The sequence below is a fragment of the Actinomadura violacea genome (assembly GCF_017573465.1).
Taxonomy (GTDB): domain Bacteria; phylum Actinomycetota; class Actinomycetes; order Streptosporangiales; family Streptosporangiaceae; genus Spirillospora; species Spirillospora violacea.
On sequence record NZ_JAGEPF010000012.1, the window covers coordinates 120,071 to 139,396 of the forward strand.

Below are 19,326 nucleotides of genomic sequence, written 5' to 3' on the forward strand. Positions count from 1 at the left end.
GAGGCAAGATGGCGACGGGCATCCAGCGGCGGACGGTGTTGACCGCCGGTGTCGTCTCGACGCTGTTCGCGGCCGCCGGCTGCGCGACCGGCGGCGCCCGCAAGGCCGGGCCCGCACTGCACTCCGCAGCGACCGGCCAGATCAAGGGAACCGTCAGCGTCTGGTCCTGGGACGTGGCGGCCAAGGCCCTCAAGCGGCTCGCGCCCGCGTTCGAGCAGCGGCACCCCGGCGTCCGCATCGAGGTCGTCGACATCGGCTACGACAACGCCTACGACAAGATCACCGTCGGGCTGAAGTCCGGCAAGGGCCTGCCCGACGTCCTCACCATCGAGGGCGGCCGGCTGCCCGGCTACATCGGCGTCTTCCCCGGCGGCCTCTACGACATCACCGCGCTCGCCGGGCGCTACCGGACGAGCTTCGCGCAGGCCGCCTGGAAGTACGTCACCGACGGCAAGGGCAAGGTCTTCGCGCTGCCCTGGGACAGCGGCCCCTGCGCCCTCTTCTACCGCACCGACATCCTCAAGGACGCCGGCGTCGACCCCGCCTCCATCCGCACGTGGGACGACTACATCGGCGCCGGCGAGCGGATCAAGGCCAAGACCGGCAAGAAGCTCCTCATCATGGACCCCGAGGAGGACAGCATGTTCCCGATGCTGCTCCAGCAGCAGGGGCAGCACTACGTCAAGAACGGCCTCATCGCCGTCAACGACCAGCAGGGCGTCCGCGCCGCGACGCTGCTGAAGACCCTCGCCGACAAGGGGCTCGTCCAGTTCGAGAAGGGCTGGGACGGGCTCGTCGCCGCGACCAAGGCCGGCAAGGCCGCCACCACCCCGTACGCGGTGTGGTGGTCGGGCACCCTCACCGACGAGATGAAGGAGCTGAAGGGCAAGTTCGGCGTCGTGCCGCTGCCGGCGTTCGATCCGGGCGGCGTGCGGACCTCCAACAACGGCGGCTCCGCGCTCGCCGTCACCGGCCAGACCAAGAACGCCGCCGCGGCGTGGGCGTTCGTCGAGTTCATGCTGGCGGACACGGCGAATCAGGCGTCCATGCTGAAGGCCGAGGGACTGTTTCCCGCCTACCTCCCCGCGCTCAAGGACCCCTACGTCACCGCGCCGCAGGACTACTACGGCGGCCAGCCCGTCTTCAAGACGTTCGCCGACCTGGCGAGCAGTGTCCCGCCCGTCGAGGACACCAAGGACATGCCGAAGGCCCGCGACATCGTCAACGGCACGGTCTCCGGGATCGTCCTGCACGGAAAGGACCCCAAGAAGGAGCTGGACTCGGCCGCCAAGCAGATCGCCGCCGCCACCGGCCGGCGGATCGCCGGCTGACATGGCGCAGCAGACGACGGCCCGGAAACCGGCCGCGGCCGCCCGCGCGAAGGCGGCCCCCGCCCGCGCGCGGCGGCGCACGTCCCGGACCACGCCGTGGATGTTCGCCGGCCCGGCGGCGGCGCTGTTCGGGGTGTTCTTCGCCTACCCGCTGCTCGCCGGCCTCTACCAGAGCTTCACCGCCGACCGCGACGGCGTCACCACCTGGGTCGGGCTCGCCCAGTACCGCCGGATGATGCACGACCCGGTCTTCTGGACGTCGTTGCGCAACATCGCGCTGATCCTCCTCGTCCAGGTCCCGCTGATGATCGCGCTGGCGCTCGTCATGGCGTACGGGCTGAACCAGTCGTGGCTGCGGTTCCGCGCGACGTACCGGATCGCGTGCTTCCTGCCCGCGGTGACGATGCTGGTCGCGTACTCGGTGGTGTTCCGCGTCCTGCTGAAGACCGACGACGGCCTGGTCGACCAGGCGCTCACCGCCGTCGGGCTGCCGAGCATCGACTGGCTGAACAGCCCCGGCTGGGCGCGGATCGCGCTGATCGGCTCGATCACCTGGCGGTGGACGGGCTACAACGCGGTGATCCTGCTCGCCGGGCTGCAGGGCATCGGCCGCGAGCAGTACGAGGCCGCCGCGATCGACGGCGCCGGGCCCGCGACCACGTTCCTGCGGGTCGTGCTGCCGCAGCTCCGGCCGGTCATCCTGTTCTGCCTGGTCACCTCGACGATCGGCACGCTGCAGCTGTTCGACGAGAACTACGTGCTCACCAAGGGCGGGCCGGGCAACGCCACCATGTCCCCGGTCCTCTACCTGTACAAGGTCGGCTTCGAGCAGCTCGACTTCGGCTACGCGGCGGCCATCGCCTGGGTCGTCGTCCTGATCATCGGGCTGATCTCGTACGCGCAGTTCCGCTTCCTCGGGAAGGACGCGACGCGATGACCACCCTGCCCGCGCGGGCGGCCACGCCGCCGCGCACACCGGCCCGGCCGACCGCGCCGCGCCGCGTCCGCCTTCTCGGCCGCGGCGCCGCGGTGCTCGTGCTGACCGTCGGCGCGCTGGTCAGCGCCGTCCCGTTCTACTGGATGGTGGTCGCCTCCACCCGCGACAACGCCGAGCTGTTCGCGTCGCCGCCGCCGTTCCTGCCGGGCGGGCGGCTGCTGCACAACCTCGTCGCGCTGCAGCACTCGATCGGCTTCGGCCGGGTGCTGCTGAACAGCGTCGGCGTCTCCGTCGTGTACACGGTGCTCAGCTCGCTGATCTCCGCCATGTGCGGGTACGGGCTCGCCAAGTTCCGGTTCCGGGGGCGCGGGCTGCTGCTCGGCCTGGTGCTGGCGACGATGATGATCCCGTTCCAGGTGCTGCTCGTCCCGCTGTTCCAGATGATGGCGAGCCTCGGCTGGGTCGACACCTACCAGGCGGTGATCCTGCCGTTCCTCGCCAACTCGTTCGGCATCTTCCTGATGCGCCAGGCGTTCCTCGGCTTCCCGGACGAGCTGATCGAGTCGGCCCGCATGGACGGCGCCGGCGACCTGCGGATCTTCTACCGGATCGTGCTGCCGGTGGTGCGGCCGCAGCTCGGCGCGCTGGTCATCTTCTCGTTCATGACGCAGTGGAACGCGTTCCTGTGGCCGCTGCTGATGCTGAACACCGAGGACAAGTACACCGCCCCTGTCGCGCTGTACACGCTCATCGGGCAGAGCCACGTCGACTACGCCGGGCTGATCCTCGGCTCGTTCCTCGCGACGCTTCCCGTGATGCTCCTGTTCTTCCTGTTCCAGAAACAGTTCGTGTCGGGTCTGCTGGGAGGGGCCGTCAAGGGATGACTGGACTTACGCGGGTGCCGGGGCTGCTGTACGGGGGCGACTACAACCCGGAGCAGTGGCCCGAGGAGGTGTGGGCGGAGGACGCCCGGCTGATGCGGGACGCCGGGGTCAACCTGGTGACGGTCGGCGTGTTCTCCTGGGCGCGGCTGCAGCCGGGGCCGGACGAGTGGGACTTCGGCTGGTTCGACCGGGTCCTCGGCCTGCTCGCCGAGCACGGCGTCGCCGCCGACATCGCGACCGCCACCGCGTCCCCGCCGGCGTGGCTGGTGCGGGCGCACCCGGAGGTCCTGCCGGTCACGGCGGACGGGGTCCGGCTGGAATTCGGGTCCCGGCAGCACTACTGCCCGTCGTCCCCGGTGTACCGGGACGCGGCGGCGCGCCTGGCGCGGACCATCGCCGCCCGCTACCGGGACCATCCGGCGCTCGCGATGTGGCACATCCACAACGAGTACGGCGACCACGTCACCGAATGCTTCTGCGAGACGTCCGCCGCCGACTTCCGGCGCTGGCTGCGCGACCGCTACGGCGACCTCGCCGCGCTGAACGCGGCCTGGGCGACCGACTTCTGGTCGCAGCGGTACGGGACGTTCGACGAGATCGAACCGCCGCGCACCGCGCCCGGCCCGGTGAACCCGACGCAGATGCTGGACTGGCGGCGGTTCTGCTCGGACGCCCTGCTCGGCTGCTACCTGGGCGAGAAGGCGCAGCTCGACGAGGTCGCGCCGGGCGTGCCGGTGACGACGAACTTCATGTCGATGTTCAAGCCGCTCGACTACTGGACGTGGGCCGCGCACGAGGACGTCGTGTCCGACGACGCCTACCCCGACCCGGCGGACCCGGCCGCGCACGTCGGCGCGGCGATGAACTACGACCTGATGCGCTCGCTGAAGGGCGGCCGTCCGTGGCTGCTGATGGAGCAGGCGCCGTCGGCGGTGAGCTGGCGTCCGGTGAACGCGCCGAAGCCGCCCGCGCTGGCGCGGCTGTGGTCGCTGCAGACGGTGGCGCACGGCGCGGACGGCGTCCTGCACTTCCAGTGGCGGGCGTCGCGGGCCGGCGCGGAGAAGTTCCACAGCGCGCTGCTGCCGCATCGGGGGACCGAGGGGCGGCAGTGGGCCTCGACCGTGGCGTTCGGCCGGGACCTCACCCGGCTCGCCGAGGTCGCGGGCACCCGGATCACCGCCGACGTCGCGATCGTCCTGGACTGGAACTCGTGGTGGGCGCTGGAGCTGGACGACCGCCCGTCCGCCCGGCTCCGCCTCCGCGACCTCGTCCGGACCTGGTACGGGGCCTTGGCGGACCGCAACGTCGCCGTCGACTTCGTTCCGCCGTACGCCGACCTGTCGGGGTACCGGCTCGTCCTCGCTCCGAACCTGTACCTGATGGCGGACGCGACGGCCGCGCGGCTCACCGCGTACGTCGAGGCCGGCGGACGGCTCGTGTGCGGCTTCTTCAGCGGCATCGTCGACGAGCACGACCACATCCACCTCGGCGGCTATCCGGCGCCGCTGCGCGACGTGCTCGGCGTCGTCGTCGACGAGTTCTGGCCCGTGCCCGACGGCGCGTCCGTGCCGGTGTCGCTCGGCGGGCGTGAGGTCACCGCGACGATGTGGAGCGAGTGGCTGGAGCCGCTGACCGCCGAGGTCGCCGGCCCCTACACGTCCGGCGAGCTTGCCGGACGACCCGCGGTCACCCGCAACGCCCACGGCGAGGGCCGCGCCTGGTACGTCGGCTGCCACCTCGGCGACGAGATCGGGTCCGTGCTCGACGAGGCCGCCGCCGACGCCGGGGTCCGCCCGGTGCTCGACGCCGCGCCGGGCGTCGAGGCCACCCGCCGCGACGGGCCCGAGCACTCCTACTACTTCCTGCTCAACCAGGCCGGCCGGGCCTGCGAGACGCCCGCGCCGGACGGCGTCGACCTGCTGACCGGCGACCCCGTCCGCCGGACCCTGCACCTCCCCCCGCACGGAGCGGCGGTCGTCAAGACCGCGCGCGCCTGAATCCACCCCCCTCGAAGAGGTCGTCATGCGTCGATCGCTGCATGTCCTGGCCGGGCTGACGCTCGGCTCCGCACTCGTCCTGCCCGTGAACGCGGCCGCCGCGGCCCCGCCGGCGCGCCCGCCGGGGCCCGCCGGCTACGCCGACGTGCTCGACCTGCACGGCGTCCCGGCGAAGGCCCTGCCGCCCGAGGTCAGCGACATCAACGTGTTCGCCGACCAAGGCGCCTGGCACGCCTACGCCCTGCCCAAGTCCGGGGACACCTCCGCGTACGGCGGCTTCACCGGGCCGCTGTACATCGCGCAGGAGTACCCGTGGTGGCTGAGCAAGGTGTTCAGCCGCATCACGCTCAGCGAGAACGGCAAGCAGATCGACCTCGCGTCCGCGAAGAACCCGCGCTTCACGTCGCTGCCCGGCGTGCTGCGCCAGACCTACGACCTGCCGGGGCTGCGGCTCACGCTGGAGCTGCGGTTCGCGTCCGACCGCACCGCGCTGGTCCGCGCCCATGTGGAGAACACCGGACGGTCTGCCCGGACGCTGCACGTCGGCTGGACGGGCGAGCTGCTGCGCCCCGACGCGGAGCCGATGCGGAGCGCGCCGTCCCTGCACGCCACCGCCGACGGCGTCGCGGTCGGGTTCGCGAAGGTCCGGAAGACGTGGGACTACCTGACCGGCGGTGACGAGCGGTTCGAGGTCCGGCACGACGGGCCCGTCCGGACGACCGTCACCGGGGACGCCTACCGCACCGACCTGGCCCGCCCGCTGACCGTCGCGCCGCACCGCTCGTCCGCGCTGGCCTGGACGGAGAGCTACACCTTCACCGCCGCCGAGCGAAGCCGCGAGAACACCGCCGCGCTGCTGCGCGATGCCGACCGGGTGGACGCGCGGACGGACGCGCGCTGGCGCGGCTACGTCGCCGCCGTGACGCGCGGCGTCCCGGCCGACCGCCGCCGGCTCGCCGTGAAGTCGCTCGAGACGCTGGTCACGAACTGGCGCGGCCCGGCGGGGATGCTCAAGCACGGCGGGATGACCCCGTCCATCACCTACAAGTGGTTCACCGGCGGGTTCTGGGCGTGGGACACCTGGAAGCAGGCCGTCGGCACCGCCCGCTTCGCGCCCGGCCTCGCGGAGTCGCAGATCAGGTCGATGTTCGACTACCAGGTCGAGCCCGGTTCCAAGTCCCGCCCGCAGGACGCCGGGATGATCCCCGACTGCGTCTTCTACAACGACCCCTCGCAGGGCGGCGGGAACTGGAACGAGCGCAACAGCAAGCCGCCGCTCGCCGCTTGGGCCGTGTGGGAGGTCTACCAGCGCAACGGGGACGCGGCGTTCCTGCGCGAGATGTACCCGAAGCTCGTCGCCTACCACGACTGGTGGTACCGCAACCGGGACCACGACCACGACGGGCTCGCGGAGTACGGCGCGACCGTCGACCCCGCGAACGCGACGCCGGAGGACGCCCGGCAGGCCGCCGCGTGGGAGAGCGGCATGGACAACGCGCCGCGCTTCGACGCCGCGCTCGGCACGTCCGTCGTCGAGAACCGCGGCGCGGGCGGGCGCCTCGTCGGCTACTCGCTGAACCAGGAGTCGGTCGACCTCAACTCCTACCTCGCCGCCGAGGACGGCTACCTCGCCGCGATCGCCCGGCGGCTCGGCCACCGTGCCGACGCCGAGCGCTGGACGGCCCGGCAGCGCACCGTCGCCGCCGCGGTCCGCAAGGCGATGTACGACCCGGCGACCGGCTTCTTCTACGACACCGACCTCGCGTCGGGCAGGCGCCTCACCGAGCGGGGCCGGGGCATCGAGGGCGCGATCCCGCTGTGGGCCGGCGTCGCGGACGGCGGCGAGGCGGCGGCGGTCCGCGGCAAGCTGACCGACCCGGGGGAGTTCGCGACGAAGGTCCCGTTCGCGACGGTGGCGAAGAGCTCCCCGTACTTCGCGCCCGAGGAGTACTGGCGCGGTCCGGTCTGGCTCGACCAGGCGTACTTCGCGCTGGCCGGCCTCCAGCGGTACGGCTACCGGCGGGACGCGGCGGCCCTCGCGGACCGGCTGCGCGGCTCGGCGGCGGGCCTGCTCGGCGACGCCCCGATCGCGGAGAACTACGACCCGGTGACGGGCGCGGCGCTGAACTCCACCAACTTCAGCTGGTCGGCCGCGCTGCTGCTGGAACTCGGCTGACCCGCCGCCGCCCGGTCCCGCCCGCCGCCGGCGGGGCCGGGCGGCGATGTGCGGGCACGGGTGGTTTGTCCGGTGGATTTTGCCCATCCTGGGAGCCGAGCGCGCATTAGTGCGCTTTCCGCCCGGGAAATTCCCCAGCGATCATCGCGCGACGCGGTGCCGGGGAAAGGGCGGAAATGCGGATAGAAGGCGTAGAACGGTCACGGGTCGGGAGGGCGGTGCCGGCGGTCGGCGGCGCCGTCGGGCTGGCGCTGATGGCGGCGGTCCCGACCGCATTGGCCGGCACCGCATTGGCCGATACGGGGTCGGGTGCGGCGCGCGAGGTCACCTACCAGGCGCAGTTGCGGCCCCTGAACCACCAGACCGGATCGGGCCGGCTGACGCTCCGCCTGCGCGGAAGCACCGCGACGATCACCGAGCGGTACTCGGGGCTGGCGGCGCGGTTCGGCGGCAAGCCGTACCCGCACCTGCAGCACATCCACGGCGGTGCCCGCGGCATGTGCCCGCCGATGTCGGCCGACAAGAACGGCGACGGCGTCGTCAGCACCGCGGAGGGCATGCCGTTCTACGGCCCGATCCAGACGACCCTGTCGGTGACCGGCGACGTCACCCCGCGGGGCGGCACGAACCTCGCGATCGCGCCGAAGGGGCCGAGCCTGCGCTACGAGCGGACGATCACGCTCAGCCCCGCCGCCGTCGCCTCGCTGCACAAGGGCATCGCGGTCGTCGTCGTCCACGGCGACGACCCGAGGCTGCTCGGCCGCAAGGCGCGGACGGAGAAGAGCGAGCTGGTGCCGTCGCTGCCGCTCGCCGTGACGTCGCCCGCGCTGTGCGGCGTGCTCAAGGCGATGCCGGCGGGCGGCGCCGCGACCGGCACCGGCTCCACCGCGGCCACCGGCCGTGCCGCCGCCATCGGCCCCGCGGCCGGCGCCTGGCTCTTCGGCGCGGGCGCCGTGCTGGCGGGCACCTGCGCGCTGGCGCGCGTCCTGCTCGTCCGGCGGCGGGATCGGGCGGCGTGCCGGCCCGCATGAGGACGGCCCCGCCGCGCGGCGACCGCCGGGCCCTCGCACTGGGCCTGGCGGCGGTCGCGTGCGCCGCCGCCGGCGTGACCGCGGCGTTCAACGGGCACCGCGACCCCGCGCCGCAGGCGCCGGCCGCTCCGCCCGCCTGGGCGCCGCCGCGCACCCCCGTCACCGTGGACGGCCTCGCGCTGCCCGCCGCGCCGCCGACCCGGCTCACGATCCCGGCGCTCGGCGTCCGCGCCCGCGTCGCCCGCGCCGGGCTCCGCCCGGACGGCACGCTCCAGCCGCCCCGCCCGCCGGACGAGGACCGCCCCGCCTGGTACATCGGCTCCGTCACGCCGGGGGAGACGGGCACCGCCGTCATCGAGGGGCACCTCGACTCCCGCGCGGGCCCGTCGGTGTTCTTCCGGCTGGGCCGGCTGCGCCCCGGACGGCGCGTCCGGGTGCGGCGCGCCGACCGGACGACCGCGGTGTTCACCGTCGACGCCGTCCGCCGGTTCCCGAAGGACGCGTTCCCGACGTGGGCGGTGTACGCCGACACGCCGGGCCCGTCCCTGCGCCTCATCACCTGCGGCGGCCGGTTCGACGCCGCCGCCCGCCACTACCGCGACAACACCGTCGCGTTCGCGCACCTCACCGCCGTCACCCGCTGACCCCTCGTCGGGGCGGGTCAGTGCTTGCGGCCGGGGAGGTTCTCGTACATGTCCGTCAGCTTCTGCCGGAAGCCGCGCTCGGCGATGCCGAACTTCTGCGGGTCCTTGAAGCCCGCCTTGACGGTCTTCTTGGCCTGGTCGCTCATGATGTGCGGCGGGATCGGCGGGATCTCGTTGTCCACCACGAACTCCAGCACCACCGGGCGGTCGCTGGACAGCGCCTGCTTCCAGACGTCGGTGACCTTTTTCGGCTCGTCGCAGTAGATGCCCTTCAGCCCCGCCAGCTCGGCGTACTTGGCGTACGGGAAGTCGGGGATCGTCTGCGAGCCCGGGTACTTCGGGTCGCCGCCCATCGCGCGCTGCTCCCAGGTGACCTGGTTGAGGTCCTGGTTGTTGAACACGCAGAAGATCAGCGGCGGGGAGCCCGCCAGCCGGTCGGCGTACCGCTTGACGGTGAGCATCTCGTTCATGCCGTTCATCTGGAACGCGCCGTCGCCGACGAAGCAGATCACCGGGCGGTCGGGGTAGGCGAACCGGGCCGCGATCGCGTACGGGACGCCGGGCCCCATCGTCGCGAGCGTCCCGGACAGCGAGGCCTTCATGCCGTCACGGAGCTTGATGTGCCGCGCCCACCAGTTGGTCGCCGAGCCGGAGTCGGCGGTGAGGATGCACCCGTCGGGCAGCAGCGGCGACAGCTCGTGCGCCACCGCCTGCGGGTTGATCTTGCCGCCGAAGGACTGCCCGGCGCGCTTCTCCATCACCGTGTTCCAGGCGCGAACGTTCTCCTCGATCTTGTCCCGCCAGGACCGGTCCTTCTTGCGCTTGAGGAGCGGGATCAGCTCCTTGAGCGTCTCCTTCGCGTCGCCGACGACGTGCGCGTCCATCGGGTAGCGGATGCCGATCATGCGGCCGTCGATGTCGATCTCGACGCCCTTGCAGCTGCCCTCGTCCGGCAGCCACTCGGCGTACGGGAAGCTGGAGCCGATCATGAACAGCACGTCGCAGTTCATGATCATCTCATCGCTGGCCTTGGAGCCGAGCAGCCCGATCGGGCCGGTGACGAACGGCAGGTCGTCCGGGACGACCTCGCGGCCGAGCAGCGCCTTGGCGATGCCCGCGCCGAGCAGCTCGGCGACCTCGATGACCTCCGCCTCGGCGTTGGCCGCGCCCTGCCCGATCAGCATCGCGACCTTCTTGCCCTCGTTGAGGATGTCCGCGGCCTTGCGCAGCTCGTCCGGGTTCGGGAGCATGCGCGGCTGGCTCCACCCGACGCTGGAGAAGACCGAGCCGTGCTCCTTCGGCGGCGACGGGACGGCCTGGCTCTCCTGGACGTCCTCCGGGATGATGATCGTCGCGACGCCGCGGGTGGTGAGCGCGGTCTTGAACGCGCGGTCGATGATGTGCCGCATCTGCCCCGGGTCCATGCAGATCTGCACGAACTCCGACACGTCGGCGAACAGGTTCTCCAGCGCGACTTCCTGCTGGTAGTGGGTGCCCTGGGAGAGCCGCTTCTGCTGCCCGATGATGGCGACGACCGGCTGATGGTCCAGCTTGGCGTCGTAGAGGCCGTTCAGCAGGTGGATCGCGCCGGGCCCGGACGTGGCGGTGCACACCCCGACCTCGCCGGTGAACTTGGAGTGGGCGCACGCCATGAACGCGGCCATCTCCTCGTGCCGGGTCTGGATGAACTCCGGATGCCCCTTGGCCCGGTCGAACGCGCCGAGCATCCCGTTGATGCCGTCGCCCGGATACCCGTAGACGCGGTCGATGCCCCACTCGCGCAGCCGCTCGAGCACGTAGTCGGCTACCTGCTGCCCCATGATCACTCCAGTCCGTGGATGGCGCGTGTTCGTCCTTCGCCACGTCCCCGAGGAAAGGCGAGGCAAACGGAGACCGCCGTTGCGGGCGCCCGGATCGTTTCGCCGCCGTTCCCAGCGGTAGTTAGTGGCCGACGAGAGGGGGAGCGGCCGATGAGCACGGGAAGCGGGATCCCGGTCGAGGACGTCGCCGTCCACGCGTTCACGGTGCCGACCGACGGCCCGGACGGCGCGGAGGAGGACGGCACGCTGCGCTGGGAGTCGACGACCATGGTGCTGGTCGAGGCGAGGGCGGGCGGCCGGACCGGGATCGGCTACACCTACGGCAGCCTCGCCGTGGCGACGCTCATCGAGTCCAAGCTCGCCTCCATCGTCAAGGGCGCGGACGCGCTCGCACCGGCCGCCGCCTGGCACGCGATGTTCGCCGCGATCCGCAACGCGGGCCGCCCCGGAGTCGGGTCCATGGCGGTGTCGGCGGTCGACATCGCGCTGTGGGACCTGAAGGCGCGGCTGCTCGACCGGCCGCTGTTCCAGGTGCTGCCGAGCTTCCACGACCGCGTTCCGGTGTACGGCAGCGGCGGCTTCACCAACTATCCGCTCGACCGGCTCGCCGGGCAGCTCGCCGGCTGGGTCGAGCAGGGGATCCCGCGGGTCAAGCTGAAGATCTCCCGGTCGCCGGACGACGACCCGCGCCGGCTGACCGCCGTCCGCGAGGCGATCGGCCCGGGCCCGGACCTGTTCGTCGACTCCAACGGGGCGCTGATCCGCAAGGAGGCGCTGTACTGGGCGCGGCGGCTCGCCGACGAGTGGGACGTCCGGTGGTTCGAGGAGCCGGTCAGCTCCGACGACACCGAAGGGCTGCGGCTCCTCCGCGAGCACGGCCCCGGACGGCTCGAAGTCGCGGCCGGGGAGTACGGGTTCGTGCTCAAGGACTTCGCCGACCTGCTCGACGGGCCGTCCGTGGACTGCCTGCAGGCCGACGTCACCCGCTGCGGCGGCATCACCGGGCTGCTGCAGGTCGCGGGCCTGTCGGCGGCCCGGCAGACCGGGCTGTCCGCGCACTGCGCCCCGGCCGTGTCGGCGCACGCGTTCTGCGCCGTCGAACGGCTGCGGCACCTGGAGTACTTCCACGACCACGTCCGCTTCGAGCACCTGATCTTCGACGGCACGCTCAACCCCGAAGGCGGCGCGCTGCGGCCCGCCGCCGACCGTCCCGGCCTCGGCCTCGACGTCAAGTGGGCGGACGCCGGCGAGTACCGCGTCCACGGCCCGAGCTGAACCGGCCGGCGGCACGACCATGACAATCCAGCGACGGAAGGGCAGGACGACGCAGATGGCACGCACAGGGTCCGCGACCATGCAGGTTCCGGCGAAGACGGTCCCGTCCGTGCCCGGACCGCCCCGCGGCACCCGGGTCATCGCGGTCGGGAAGCTGGCCAAGGCGCTGGCCAAGGCCGTCGAGGGCGAGGTCCGCTTCGACGACGGGGCACGCGCTCTCTACGCCAACGACGCCTCGAACTACCGGCAGGTCCCGATCGGCGTCGTCGTCCCGAAGACGCTGGACGACGTGGTGGCCGTGCACCGGATCTGCAAGGAGTACGGCGCGCCGATCCTCAACCGCGGCGGCGGGACGAGCCTGTCCGGCGAGACCGTCAACTACGCGGTCGTCATCGACCACTCCAAGTACCTCACCGGCATCGGCGGGCTCGACGCGGAGAACGGCCGCGTCACCTGCGAACCCGGCGTCATCAACGAGGAGCTGAACCGGCACACCGGCGAGAGGGCCGGGCTGGTGTTCGGGCCGGACCCGTCCTCGCACTCGCGGTGCGTGATCGGCGGCAACATCGGCAACAACTCCTGCGGCATCCACTCGGTCCAGTCGCAGCTGTACGGGCCGGGGCCGCGCACGTCCGACAACGTCCACGCGCTGGAGGTCGTCACCTACGGCGGCGACCGGTTCTGGGTCGGCGTGAACGAGGAGGACCGGCTCGACGAGATCATCGCCGCGGGCGGCCGGAAGGGCGAGATCTACGCGGCGCTGCGCGACCTGCGCGACCGCTACGCCGACGCGATCCGCGCGGGCTTCAGGCCGGTGGAGGAGGTGCCGCGGCGCGTCTCCGGGTTCAACCTGGACGAGCTGCTCCCCGAGCGCGGCTTCAACGTCGCGCGCGCCCTGGTCGGCACCGAGAGCACCTGCGCGACCGCGCTGCGGGCGGTGCTGCTCCTCACCCCGGCGCTGCTGGAGCGCACCCTCGTCGTCGTCGAGTACGACGACCTCGCGGCCGCCGCCGAGCACACCGGCGAGATGATCGAGAAGTTCCGCCCCATCGGGCTGGAGGCGCTCGACCGCAAGCTGATCAACGACCAGCGGATGCAAGGCAAGAACCTGTCCGACATCGAGGAACTGCCGCGCCCGGACGGCGGCGCGTGGCTGCTCGTCCAGCTCGGCGCCGACACCGAGGAGGAGTCGGTCGGGCAGGCGGAGCGGCTCGTCGAGTGGCTCGTCGGCGAGAAGGGCTACGAGCGCGACCGCATCCTGCTGGAGAAGAGCAGGCAGGAGGGCGGCGCCAGCCAGGAGCTGTGGACGATCCGCGAGGCCGGCCTCGGCTCCACCGCGTTCCCGCCCGGCAAGGACCACTGGCCCGGCTGGGAGGACTCGGCCGTCCCGCCGCCGAAGACCGGCGAGTACGTGCGGGCGCTCCGCCAGGTCATGGACAGGCACGGCATCGACGGGGCCATGTACGGGCACTTCGCGCAGGGCTGCATCCACTCCCGGATGAGCTTCGACCTGCGCACCGCCGAGGGCCTCGCCAGCTACCGCGCGTTCATGGAGGAGGCGGCGGACCTCGTCACCTCCTACGGCGGGTCGGTGTCCGGCGAGCACGGCGACGGCCAGCAGCGCGGCGAGCTGCTGGTCAAGCAGTACGGCCCGGAGCTCATCCAGGCGATGCGCGAGTTCAAGCTCATCTGGGACCCGGACGGCATGATGAACCCCGGCAAGGTCGTCGACCCCTACCGGCTGGACGAGAACCTCAAGCTCGGCACCGGCTACAACCCGCCGCGCCCGGAGGTGAAGTTCGCCTACGAGGAGGACGGCGGCGACTTCGCGCACGCGGCGCTGCGCTGCGTCGGCATCGGCAAGTGCCGCGTCCCGCAGGCGACGAACACGATGTGCCCGAGCTACCAGGTGACCCGCGAGGAGAAGCACAGCACCCGCGGCCGGGCCCGGCTGCTGTTCGAGATGCTGCAGGGCGAGGCGATCACCGACGGGTGGCAGTCCAAGGAGGTCGCCGAGTCGCTGGACCTGTGCCTGGCCTGCAAGGGCTGCACCAACGACTGCCCGGTGAACGTGGACGTCCCGACGTACAAGTCGGAGTTCCTGTACCACCACTACAAGTCGGCGAAGCGGTGGCGGCCCCGCTACGCGTACGCGTTCGGGTTCATCGACCAGGCGGCGCGGCTCGCGTCCCGGATGCCGGAGATCGTGAACTTCGCGACCCATACGCCGGGCCTCGCGCGGCTGGCGAAGCTGGCCGGCGGCATCGACCGGCGGCGCCCGCTGCCGCGGTTCGCGCCGATGACGCTCCAGCGGTGGTTCGCCGAGCGCGGCGGCACCGCCAACCCGCACGGGCGGCCGGTCGTGCTGTTCCCCGACACCTTTAACAACCATCTGCACACCGATGTCGGTGTGGCGTGCGTGGAGGCGATCGAGGCGGCGGGCTGGCAGGTGATCATGCCGGAGGGGCACGTGTGCTGCGGCCGTCCCCTCTACGACTACGGGTTCCTCGACACGGCCGAGCGCTACCTGCACAACGTGCTGGACGTGCTGCGCCCGCACGTCCGCGCGGGGACGCCCGTCGTCGGCATGGAGCCGAGCTGCCTCGCCGTCTTCAAGGACGAGCTGACCAAGCTGCTCCCGCACGACGACGACGCCAAGCGGCTGGCGAAGAACGCGCACCACTTCGCCGAGTTCTTCTACCAGTACGACATCGCGCCGCCGAAGCTGAGCGGCGGCGGCAAGGCGCTGCTGTGGGGGCACTGCCACCACCGCGCGACCGGCGGCATGGACGGCGAGAAGAAGATCCTGGAGCAGATGGGCCTGGACACCGAGAGCCTCAAGGGCGGCTGCTGCGGCCTCGCCGGGTCCTGGGGGTTCGAGGACGGCAAGTACGAGATCTCGATGGACTGCGGCGAGCAGGCGCTGCTGCCCGCCGTCCGCGACGCCGACGACGCCACCGCGATCGTGGCGAACGGCTTCTCCTGCAAGACGCAGATCGAGGACGCGAAGACCGGCCGCGAGGCGCTGCACATCGCCCAGCTCATGAAACTGGCCCGCGAGCAGGACGGACGGCCCGTCACCGGGAAGCCGGAGAACGCCGCGCACGACCGGAGGCCGGCGCCGCCGCCCGGCAGGCGCGCCGCTCGCGTCGGCCTCGCGCTCGGCGCCGGAGCGGGCGCCGCCGCGCTCGGCGCGGCCGGGACGTACGCCGCGTACCGGGCGCTGCGCCCGCGCCGGACGACACCGCTGGACCAGGCCCGAGCCACGGTCGGGCGCCTGCTCCCCGTGCGGATCGCCGTCCGCCGCTGAGCGGGGCGCGGGCGGTCAGGACGGGCGGATCAGGCCGCGGCGGGTCGCGGCTGCCACGGCGGCGGTGCGGGAGTCGACCTCGAGCTTGGCGTAGATGTGCACCAGGTGCGTCTTCACGGTCGTCTCGCTGAGGAACAGCCGCTTGCTGATCTGCCGGTTCGACAGGCCCTCCGCGACCAGCCCGAGCACCTCCAGCTCGCGGCCGGTCAGCGTCGCCGACGGCGCCCGCATCCGGCCGAGCAGCCGGGACGCGACCGACGGCGCGAGCGTGCTGTCCCCGGCGGCGGCCGATCGGATCGCGGCGTGCAGCTTCTCCGGCGGCGCGTCCTTGAGCAGGTAGCCGGTCGCGCCCGCCTCGATCGCGGCGAGGATGTCGGAGTCGGAGTCGAACGTCGTCAGCACCAGCACGTGCGGCGGGCGCGGCCCCGCGCCGGTGATCCGCCGCGTCGCCTCGGCGCCGTGGATGCCGCCGCCGAGCTGCAGGTCCATGAGGACGACGTCGGGCCGCAGCCGGGCCGCCTCGGCGACCCCCTCCTCGCCCGTCGCGGCCTCGCCGACCAGCGCGAAGTCGGTCTGGTCGAGCAGCATGGCGCGGATGCCGGAGCGGACGACCGGGTGGTCGTCGACGAGCAGGATGCGGATCGGCGCGCTCATCGGTCCTCCGGTCCGGCGGGCAGCGGCAGGCTCGCCACCACCGCGGTGCCCTCGCCCGGCGACGACTCGACGGTCAGCGTCCCGCCCAGCGCGCGCGCCCGGTCCCGCATGGCGCGCAGGCCGTAGCCGGTGCCCTCGCCGCCGTCGTCCGGCGCGCGGGAGGCGGACGGGTCGAACCCGCGGCCGTCGTCGAACACGTCCAGCACCACCACGTCGTCGAGATAGGTCAGCGTCACGCCGACGTTTCCGGCGGCGGCGTGCCGGCCCGCGTTGCCGAGCGCGCCCTGCGCGATCCGCAGCAGCGCCACCTCGTACTCGGTGGGCAGCTCGGCGGGCGTCCCGGACACCTCGAACCGCATCGCGGCCCCCGACCGCGCGCCCGCCGACTCGGTGACGCGGCGCAGCGCGTCCGGCAGCGACGACCGCTGAAGGGCGGGCGGGGCGAGCGCGCGCACGAAGCCGCGGGCCTCCTCCAGGTTCTCGGCGGCGGCCTTCTCCGCCTCGTCCAGCCGGCCGCGGGCCGCGCCGGGCGCCTGGTCGAGGTCGCGGCGCGCCGCCCGCAGCAGCAGGATGATGCTCGACATGCCCTGCGCGAGCGTGTCGTGGATCTCCCGGGCGAGCCGCTCGCGCTCGGCGAGCCGGGCGGCGCCGGACTCCGCGCGGACGAGCCGCTCCCGGGTGCGCACCAGCTCCTCGATCAGCAGCCGGCGCCGCTCGCTCTCCCGGTAGAGCGCCCCGTACGCCAGCGCCATCATCGTCGCGACGGCCGCGCCGATGCAGGGGCCGAGCACCTCGGCGAGCGTCGGCCCGCCGCCGTGCCAGGCGGACGCCGCGACCGCCGCGCCCGTCAGCACCGCCACCCCAGGCAGGGCCGCGGGCAGCGGCAGCAGGTGCAGGTAGGCGAAGAACAGCGGGAACGCCAGCCACACGAAGTCCGGGGCGGCCAGCGCCAGCGCGATCCACCCGGCGCTGATCAGCCCGAGCCACACGCGCGCGAGCGCCGGGCGGGCGCGGTGCGCGCGCAGGCGCGGGACGACCGCGGCCGCGTACAGCGTGCCGAGCAGCACGCCGCCCGCCGCGGCGCCGGCCCGGCCGTCGTACGCCACGCGGACCAGGGCGATCGCGAGCAGCACCAGGAAGGTGCCGTGCACGGCCCAGCCGAGCAGCCGCACCGCCGGCGAGAACGGATCGTCCCTCATTTCTCACCCAGCGTAGGCGACGGGCCGGGCCGCGGAATCGATCGAAGGATGGATCCGGGGCCGTCCGGAGGAAGGCGGTCCGGCGGTGCGGCCGCACGATGCGCCCGGGGGCGCGCGCGGCGGAGGCTGGAAGCGTCCGGATCACCGAGGGAACGGGAGGCGCACGGTGTTCGTGGCGCTCAGGGATCTGCGCTTCGCCAAGGGGCGGTTCGCGCTCATGGGGTCGGTCGTGCTGCTCATCACGCTGCTGGTGACGATGCTGTCCGGCCTCACCGCGGGCCTGGCGAGGGACGGCGGGTCCGCGGTCGAGGGGCTGCCCGCCGACCGCGTCGCGTTCGGCACCGGCGCGTCCGCCGACGGCAAGCCGTCGTTCTCCGACAGCCGGATCGACCGGCGGACGCTCCAGGGCTGGCAGGACGTCCCCGGCGTGACGGCGGAGCCGCTCGGCATCGCCATGGGCCGCCTCTCGTACGGTTCCGGCGGTGAGCGCGGCGCGCCCGCCGCCTTCTTCGGCGTGGCCCCCGGCGGGAAGGCCGGCGGCGGCGCCCCGGCCGCCGGGCGGGTCGTCCTGTCGAAGGAGCTGGCGGCCAAGACCGGGCTCTCGGCGGGCGCGAAGATCCAGGTCGCCGGGCACGCCCTCACGGTCGCGGGGGTGCGGGGCGACGCGTCCTACAGCCACACCCCGGTCGCGTGGCTGGCGCTCGCCGACTGGCGGGCGGTGAACCCGCAGGGCGGCGGCGAGGCCGCGACGGTCCTGCTGCTGCGCACGCACGGGGACCCGGGCCTGCGGGCCGCCGACGCGCGGCTCGGCACCACCACCGTCGCGCTCGGCGACGCCAGGACCGCGATCCCGTCGTTCTCCGCCGAGAACGGGTCGCTGCAGCTGATGCGCGGCTTCCTGTTCGCCATATCGGCACTGGTCATCGGCGCCTTCTTCACCGTCTGGACGATCCAGCGGCGCGGCGACGTCGCCGTGCTGAAGGCGCTCGGCGCGAGCACCGGCTACCTGCTGCGCGACGCGCTCGCGCAGGCCGTGCTGGTGCTGCTGGCCGGTGCCGGGATCGGCGGCGCGATCGGCGGGCTGGCCGGCGCGGCCGTCGCGGGGAGCGTCCCGTTCGTCGTCTCGGCCGGCACCACCGTCGTCCCGGTCGCCGTGATGATCGTGCTCGGCGCCGCCGGGGCGGCCCTCGCCATCCGCAAGATCACCTCCGTCGACCCGCTGACCGCGCTGGGAGCCGCCCGATGAGCCTCGCCCTGACCGACGTCGTGCTGACCTACCCCGACGGGGACCGCACGCTGACCGCCCTCGACCACGTGACGATGGACGTCGCGGAGGGCGAGTTCGCCGCGGTCGCGGGGCCGTCCGGGTCCGGTAAGTCGAGCCTGCTCGCGGTCGCCGCGCTGCTGATCGCCCCGGCGTCCGGCACCGTCGAGGTCGCGGGACGCGACGCCGCCGCCCTCGGCCCGGCCGAGCGGACCCGGCTGCGGCGCGACCACATCGGCGTGGTGTTCCAGCAGCCCAACCTGCTGCCGTCGCTGACCGCGCTCGACCAGCTCACCGTGATGGCGCACATGGCGGGGCGGTCGGCCCGCGCCGCCGCCGACCGGGGCCGCGAGCTGCTCGACGCGGTCGGGCTGGCCGGGCAGGAGCACAAGCGGCCGCACCAGCTGTCCGGCGGCGAGCGGCAGCGCGTCAACATCGCCCGCGCGCTGATGAACGACCCGCGCGTCCTGCTGGTCGACGAGCCGACCAGCGCGCTCGATCACGAGCGCGGCGCCTCCGTCGTCGCCCTGCTCGCCGCGCTCACCCGCGAGCGCGGCGTGGCGACCGTCATGGTCACCCACGACCTCGCCCAGCTGGACGCGGTGGACCGCGTCTGGACGATGCTGGACGGCCGGCTCTCGGCAAGCCCCGGGCAGGTCAGCGGGGCGGCCACGGGGGGCCGCCCTGCGTCGACGCCCACACCCACACGTAGATGAGGAAACCGGTCGCGATCAGTCCCAGCAGCAGCGGCCAGTTCGCCCCCGCCGCCCTGTGTCCACGCCTGGCGCGCACGTTCACCACCCG

Annotated in this window: 14 protein-coding genes; 11 read left to right on the forward strand and 3 right to left on the reverse strand. The window is 73.2% G+C overall.

Translation table 11 applies throughout. From position 1 onward, the window contains the following. Positions 1–8: 8 nt before the first annotated feature. The 7 genes from J4709_RS20275 (at position 9) to J4709_RS20305 (ending at position 9,000) form a co-directional block, all read left to right on the forward strand. Positions 9–1,331, forward strand: coding sequence for an ABC transporter substrate-binding protein (locus J4709_RS20275; protein WP_208243017.1), 1,323 nt, complete (start codon positions 9–11; stop codon positions 1,329–1,331). A 1-nt stretch (position 1,332) separates the two neighbouring features. Further along, entirely contained in the window at positions 1,333–2,268 is a 936-nt protein-coding gene (locus tag J4709_RS20280) for a carbohydrate ABC transporter permease (protein WP_208243019.1), read from the forward strand. Then, complete coding sequence (locus tag J4709_RS20285; RefSeq protein WP_208243021.1) at positions 2,265–3,152, forward strand: carbohydrate ABC transporter permease; 888 nt, start codon at positions 2,265–2,267, stop codon at positions 3,150–3,152. The genes J4709_RS20280 and J4709_RS20285 overlap by 4 nt, the downstream gene beginning before the upstream one ends. Continuing rightward, positions 3,149–5,149 carry a beta-galactosidase gene (locus tag J4709_RS20290; protein ID WP_208243024.1) on the forward strand — a complete coding sequence of 667 codons (2,001 nt, stop codon included), beginning with the start codon at positions 3,149–3,151 and terminating at the stop codon, positions 5,147–5,149. The genes J4709_RS20285 and J4709_RS20290 overlap by 4 nt, the downstream gene beginning before the upstream one ends. Before the next feature lie 25 nt (positions 5,150–5,174). Further along, positions 5,175–7,325, forward strand: coding sequence for an MGH1-like glycoside hydrolase domain-containing protein (locus J4709_RS20295; protein WP_208243026.1), 2,151 nt, complete (start codon positions 5,175–5,177; stop codon positions 7,323–7,325). A gap of 218 nt (positions 7,326–7,543) precedes the next feature. Next, positions 7,544–8,356: a hypothetical protein gene (locus J4709_RS20300; RefSeq protein ID WP_208243028.1), complete on the forward strand. Its 813-nt coding sequence runs from the start codon at positions 7,544–7,546 to the stop codon at positions 8,354–8,356. Then, positions 8,353–9,000 (forward strand): class F sortase, encoded by a 648-nt coding sequence (locus J4709_RS20305; protein ID WP_208243029.1) that lies wholly within the window; start codon positions 8,353–8,355, stop codon positions 8,998–9,000. Before J4709_RS20300 ends, J4709_RS20305 begins: the two co-directional genes overlap by 4 nt. A 17-nt stretch (positions 9,001–9,017) precedes the next feature. On the opposite strand, the gene J4709_RS20310 is transcribed toward J4709_RS20305, so the two are convergent. Then, positions 9,018–10,820: a thiamine pyrophosphate-requiring protein gene (locus tag J4709_RS20310; RefSeq protein ID WP_208243031.1), complete on the reverse strand. Its 1,803-nt coding sequence runs from the start codon at positions 10,818–10,820 to the stop codon at positions 9,018–9,020. Positions 10,821–10,970: 150 nt separating this feature from the next. Between J4709_RS20310 and J4709_RS20315 the strand changes: the two genes are divergently transcribed. Continuing rightward, complete coding sequence (locus J4709_RS20315; protein ID WP_208243034.1) at positions 10,971–12,095, forward strand: enolase C-terminal domain-like protein; 1,125 nt, start codon at positions 10,971–10,973, stop codon at positions 12,093–12,095. A gap of 55 nt (positions 12,096–12,150) precedes the next feature. Then, complete coding sequence (locus tag J4709_RS20320) at positions 12,151–15,405, forward strand: FAD-binding and (Fe-S)-binding domain-containing protein (RefSeq protein WP_208243040.1); 3,255 nt, start codon at positions 12,151–12,153, stop codon at positions 15,403–15,405. Positions 15,406–15,420: 15 nt separating this feature from the next. On the opposite strand, the gene J4709_RS20325 is transcribed toward J4709_RS20320, so the two are convergent. After that, entirely contained in the window at positions 15,421–16,059 is a 639-nt protein-coding gene (locus tag J4709_RS20325; protein WP_208243042.1) for a response regulator, read from the reverse strand. Then, the gene (locus J4709_RS20330) at positions 16,056–17,258 is read right to left on the reverse strand and encodes a sensor histidine kinase (protein ID WP_208243044.1); all 1,203 of its coding nucleotides are present in this window, start codon (positions 17,256–17,258) and stop codon (positions 16,056–16,058) included. The genes J4709_RS20325 and J4709_RS20330 overlap by 4 nt, the downstream gene beginning before the upstream one ends. Positions 17,259–17,424: 166 nt before the next feature. Between J4709_RS20330 and J4709_RS20335 the strand changes: the two genes are divergently transcribed. Continuing rightward, the gene (locus J4709_RS20335; protein ID WP_208243046.1) at positions 17,425–18,504 is read left to right on the forward strand and encodes an FtsX-like permease family protein; all 1,080 of its coding nucleotides are present in this window, start codon (positions 17,425–17,427) and stop codon (positions 18,502–18,504) included. Beyond that, positions 18,501–19,238: an ABC transporter ATP-binding protein gene (locus tag J4709_RS20340; RefSeq protein ID WP_208243048.1), complete on the forward strand. Its 738-nt coding sequence runs from the start codon at positions 18,501–18,503 to the stop codon at positions 19,236–19,238. The genes J4709_RS20335 and J4709_RS20340 overlap by 4 nt, the downstream gene beginning before the upstream one ends. The last annotated feature ends 88 nt before the right edge of the window (positions 19,239–19,326 follow it).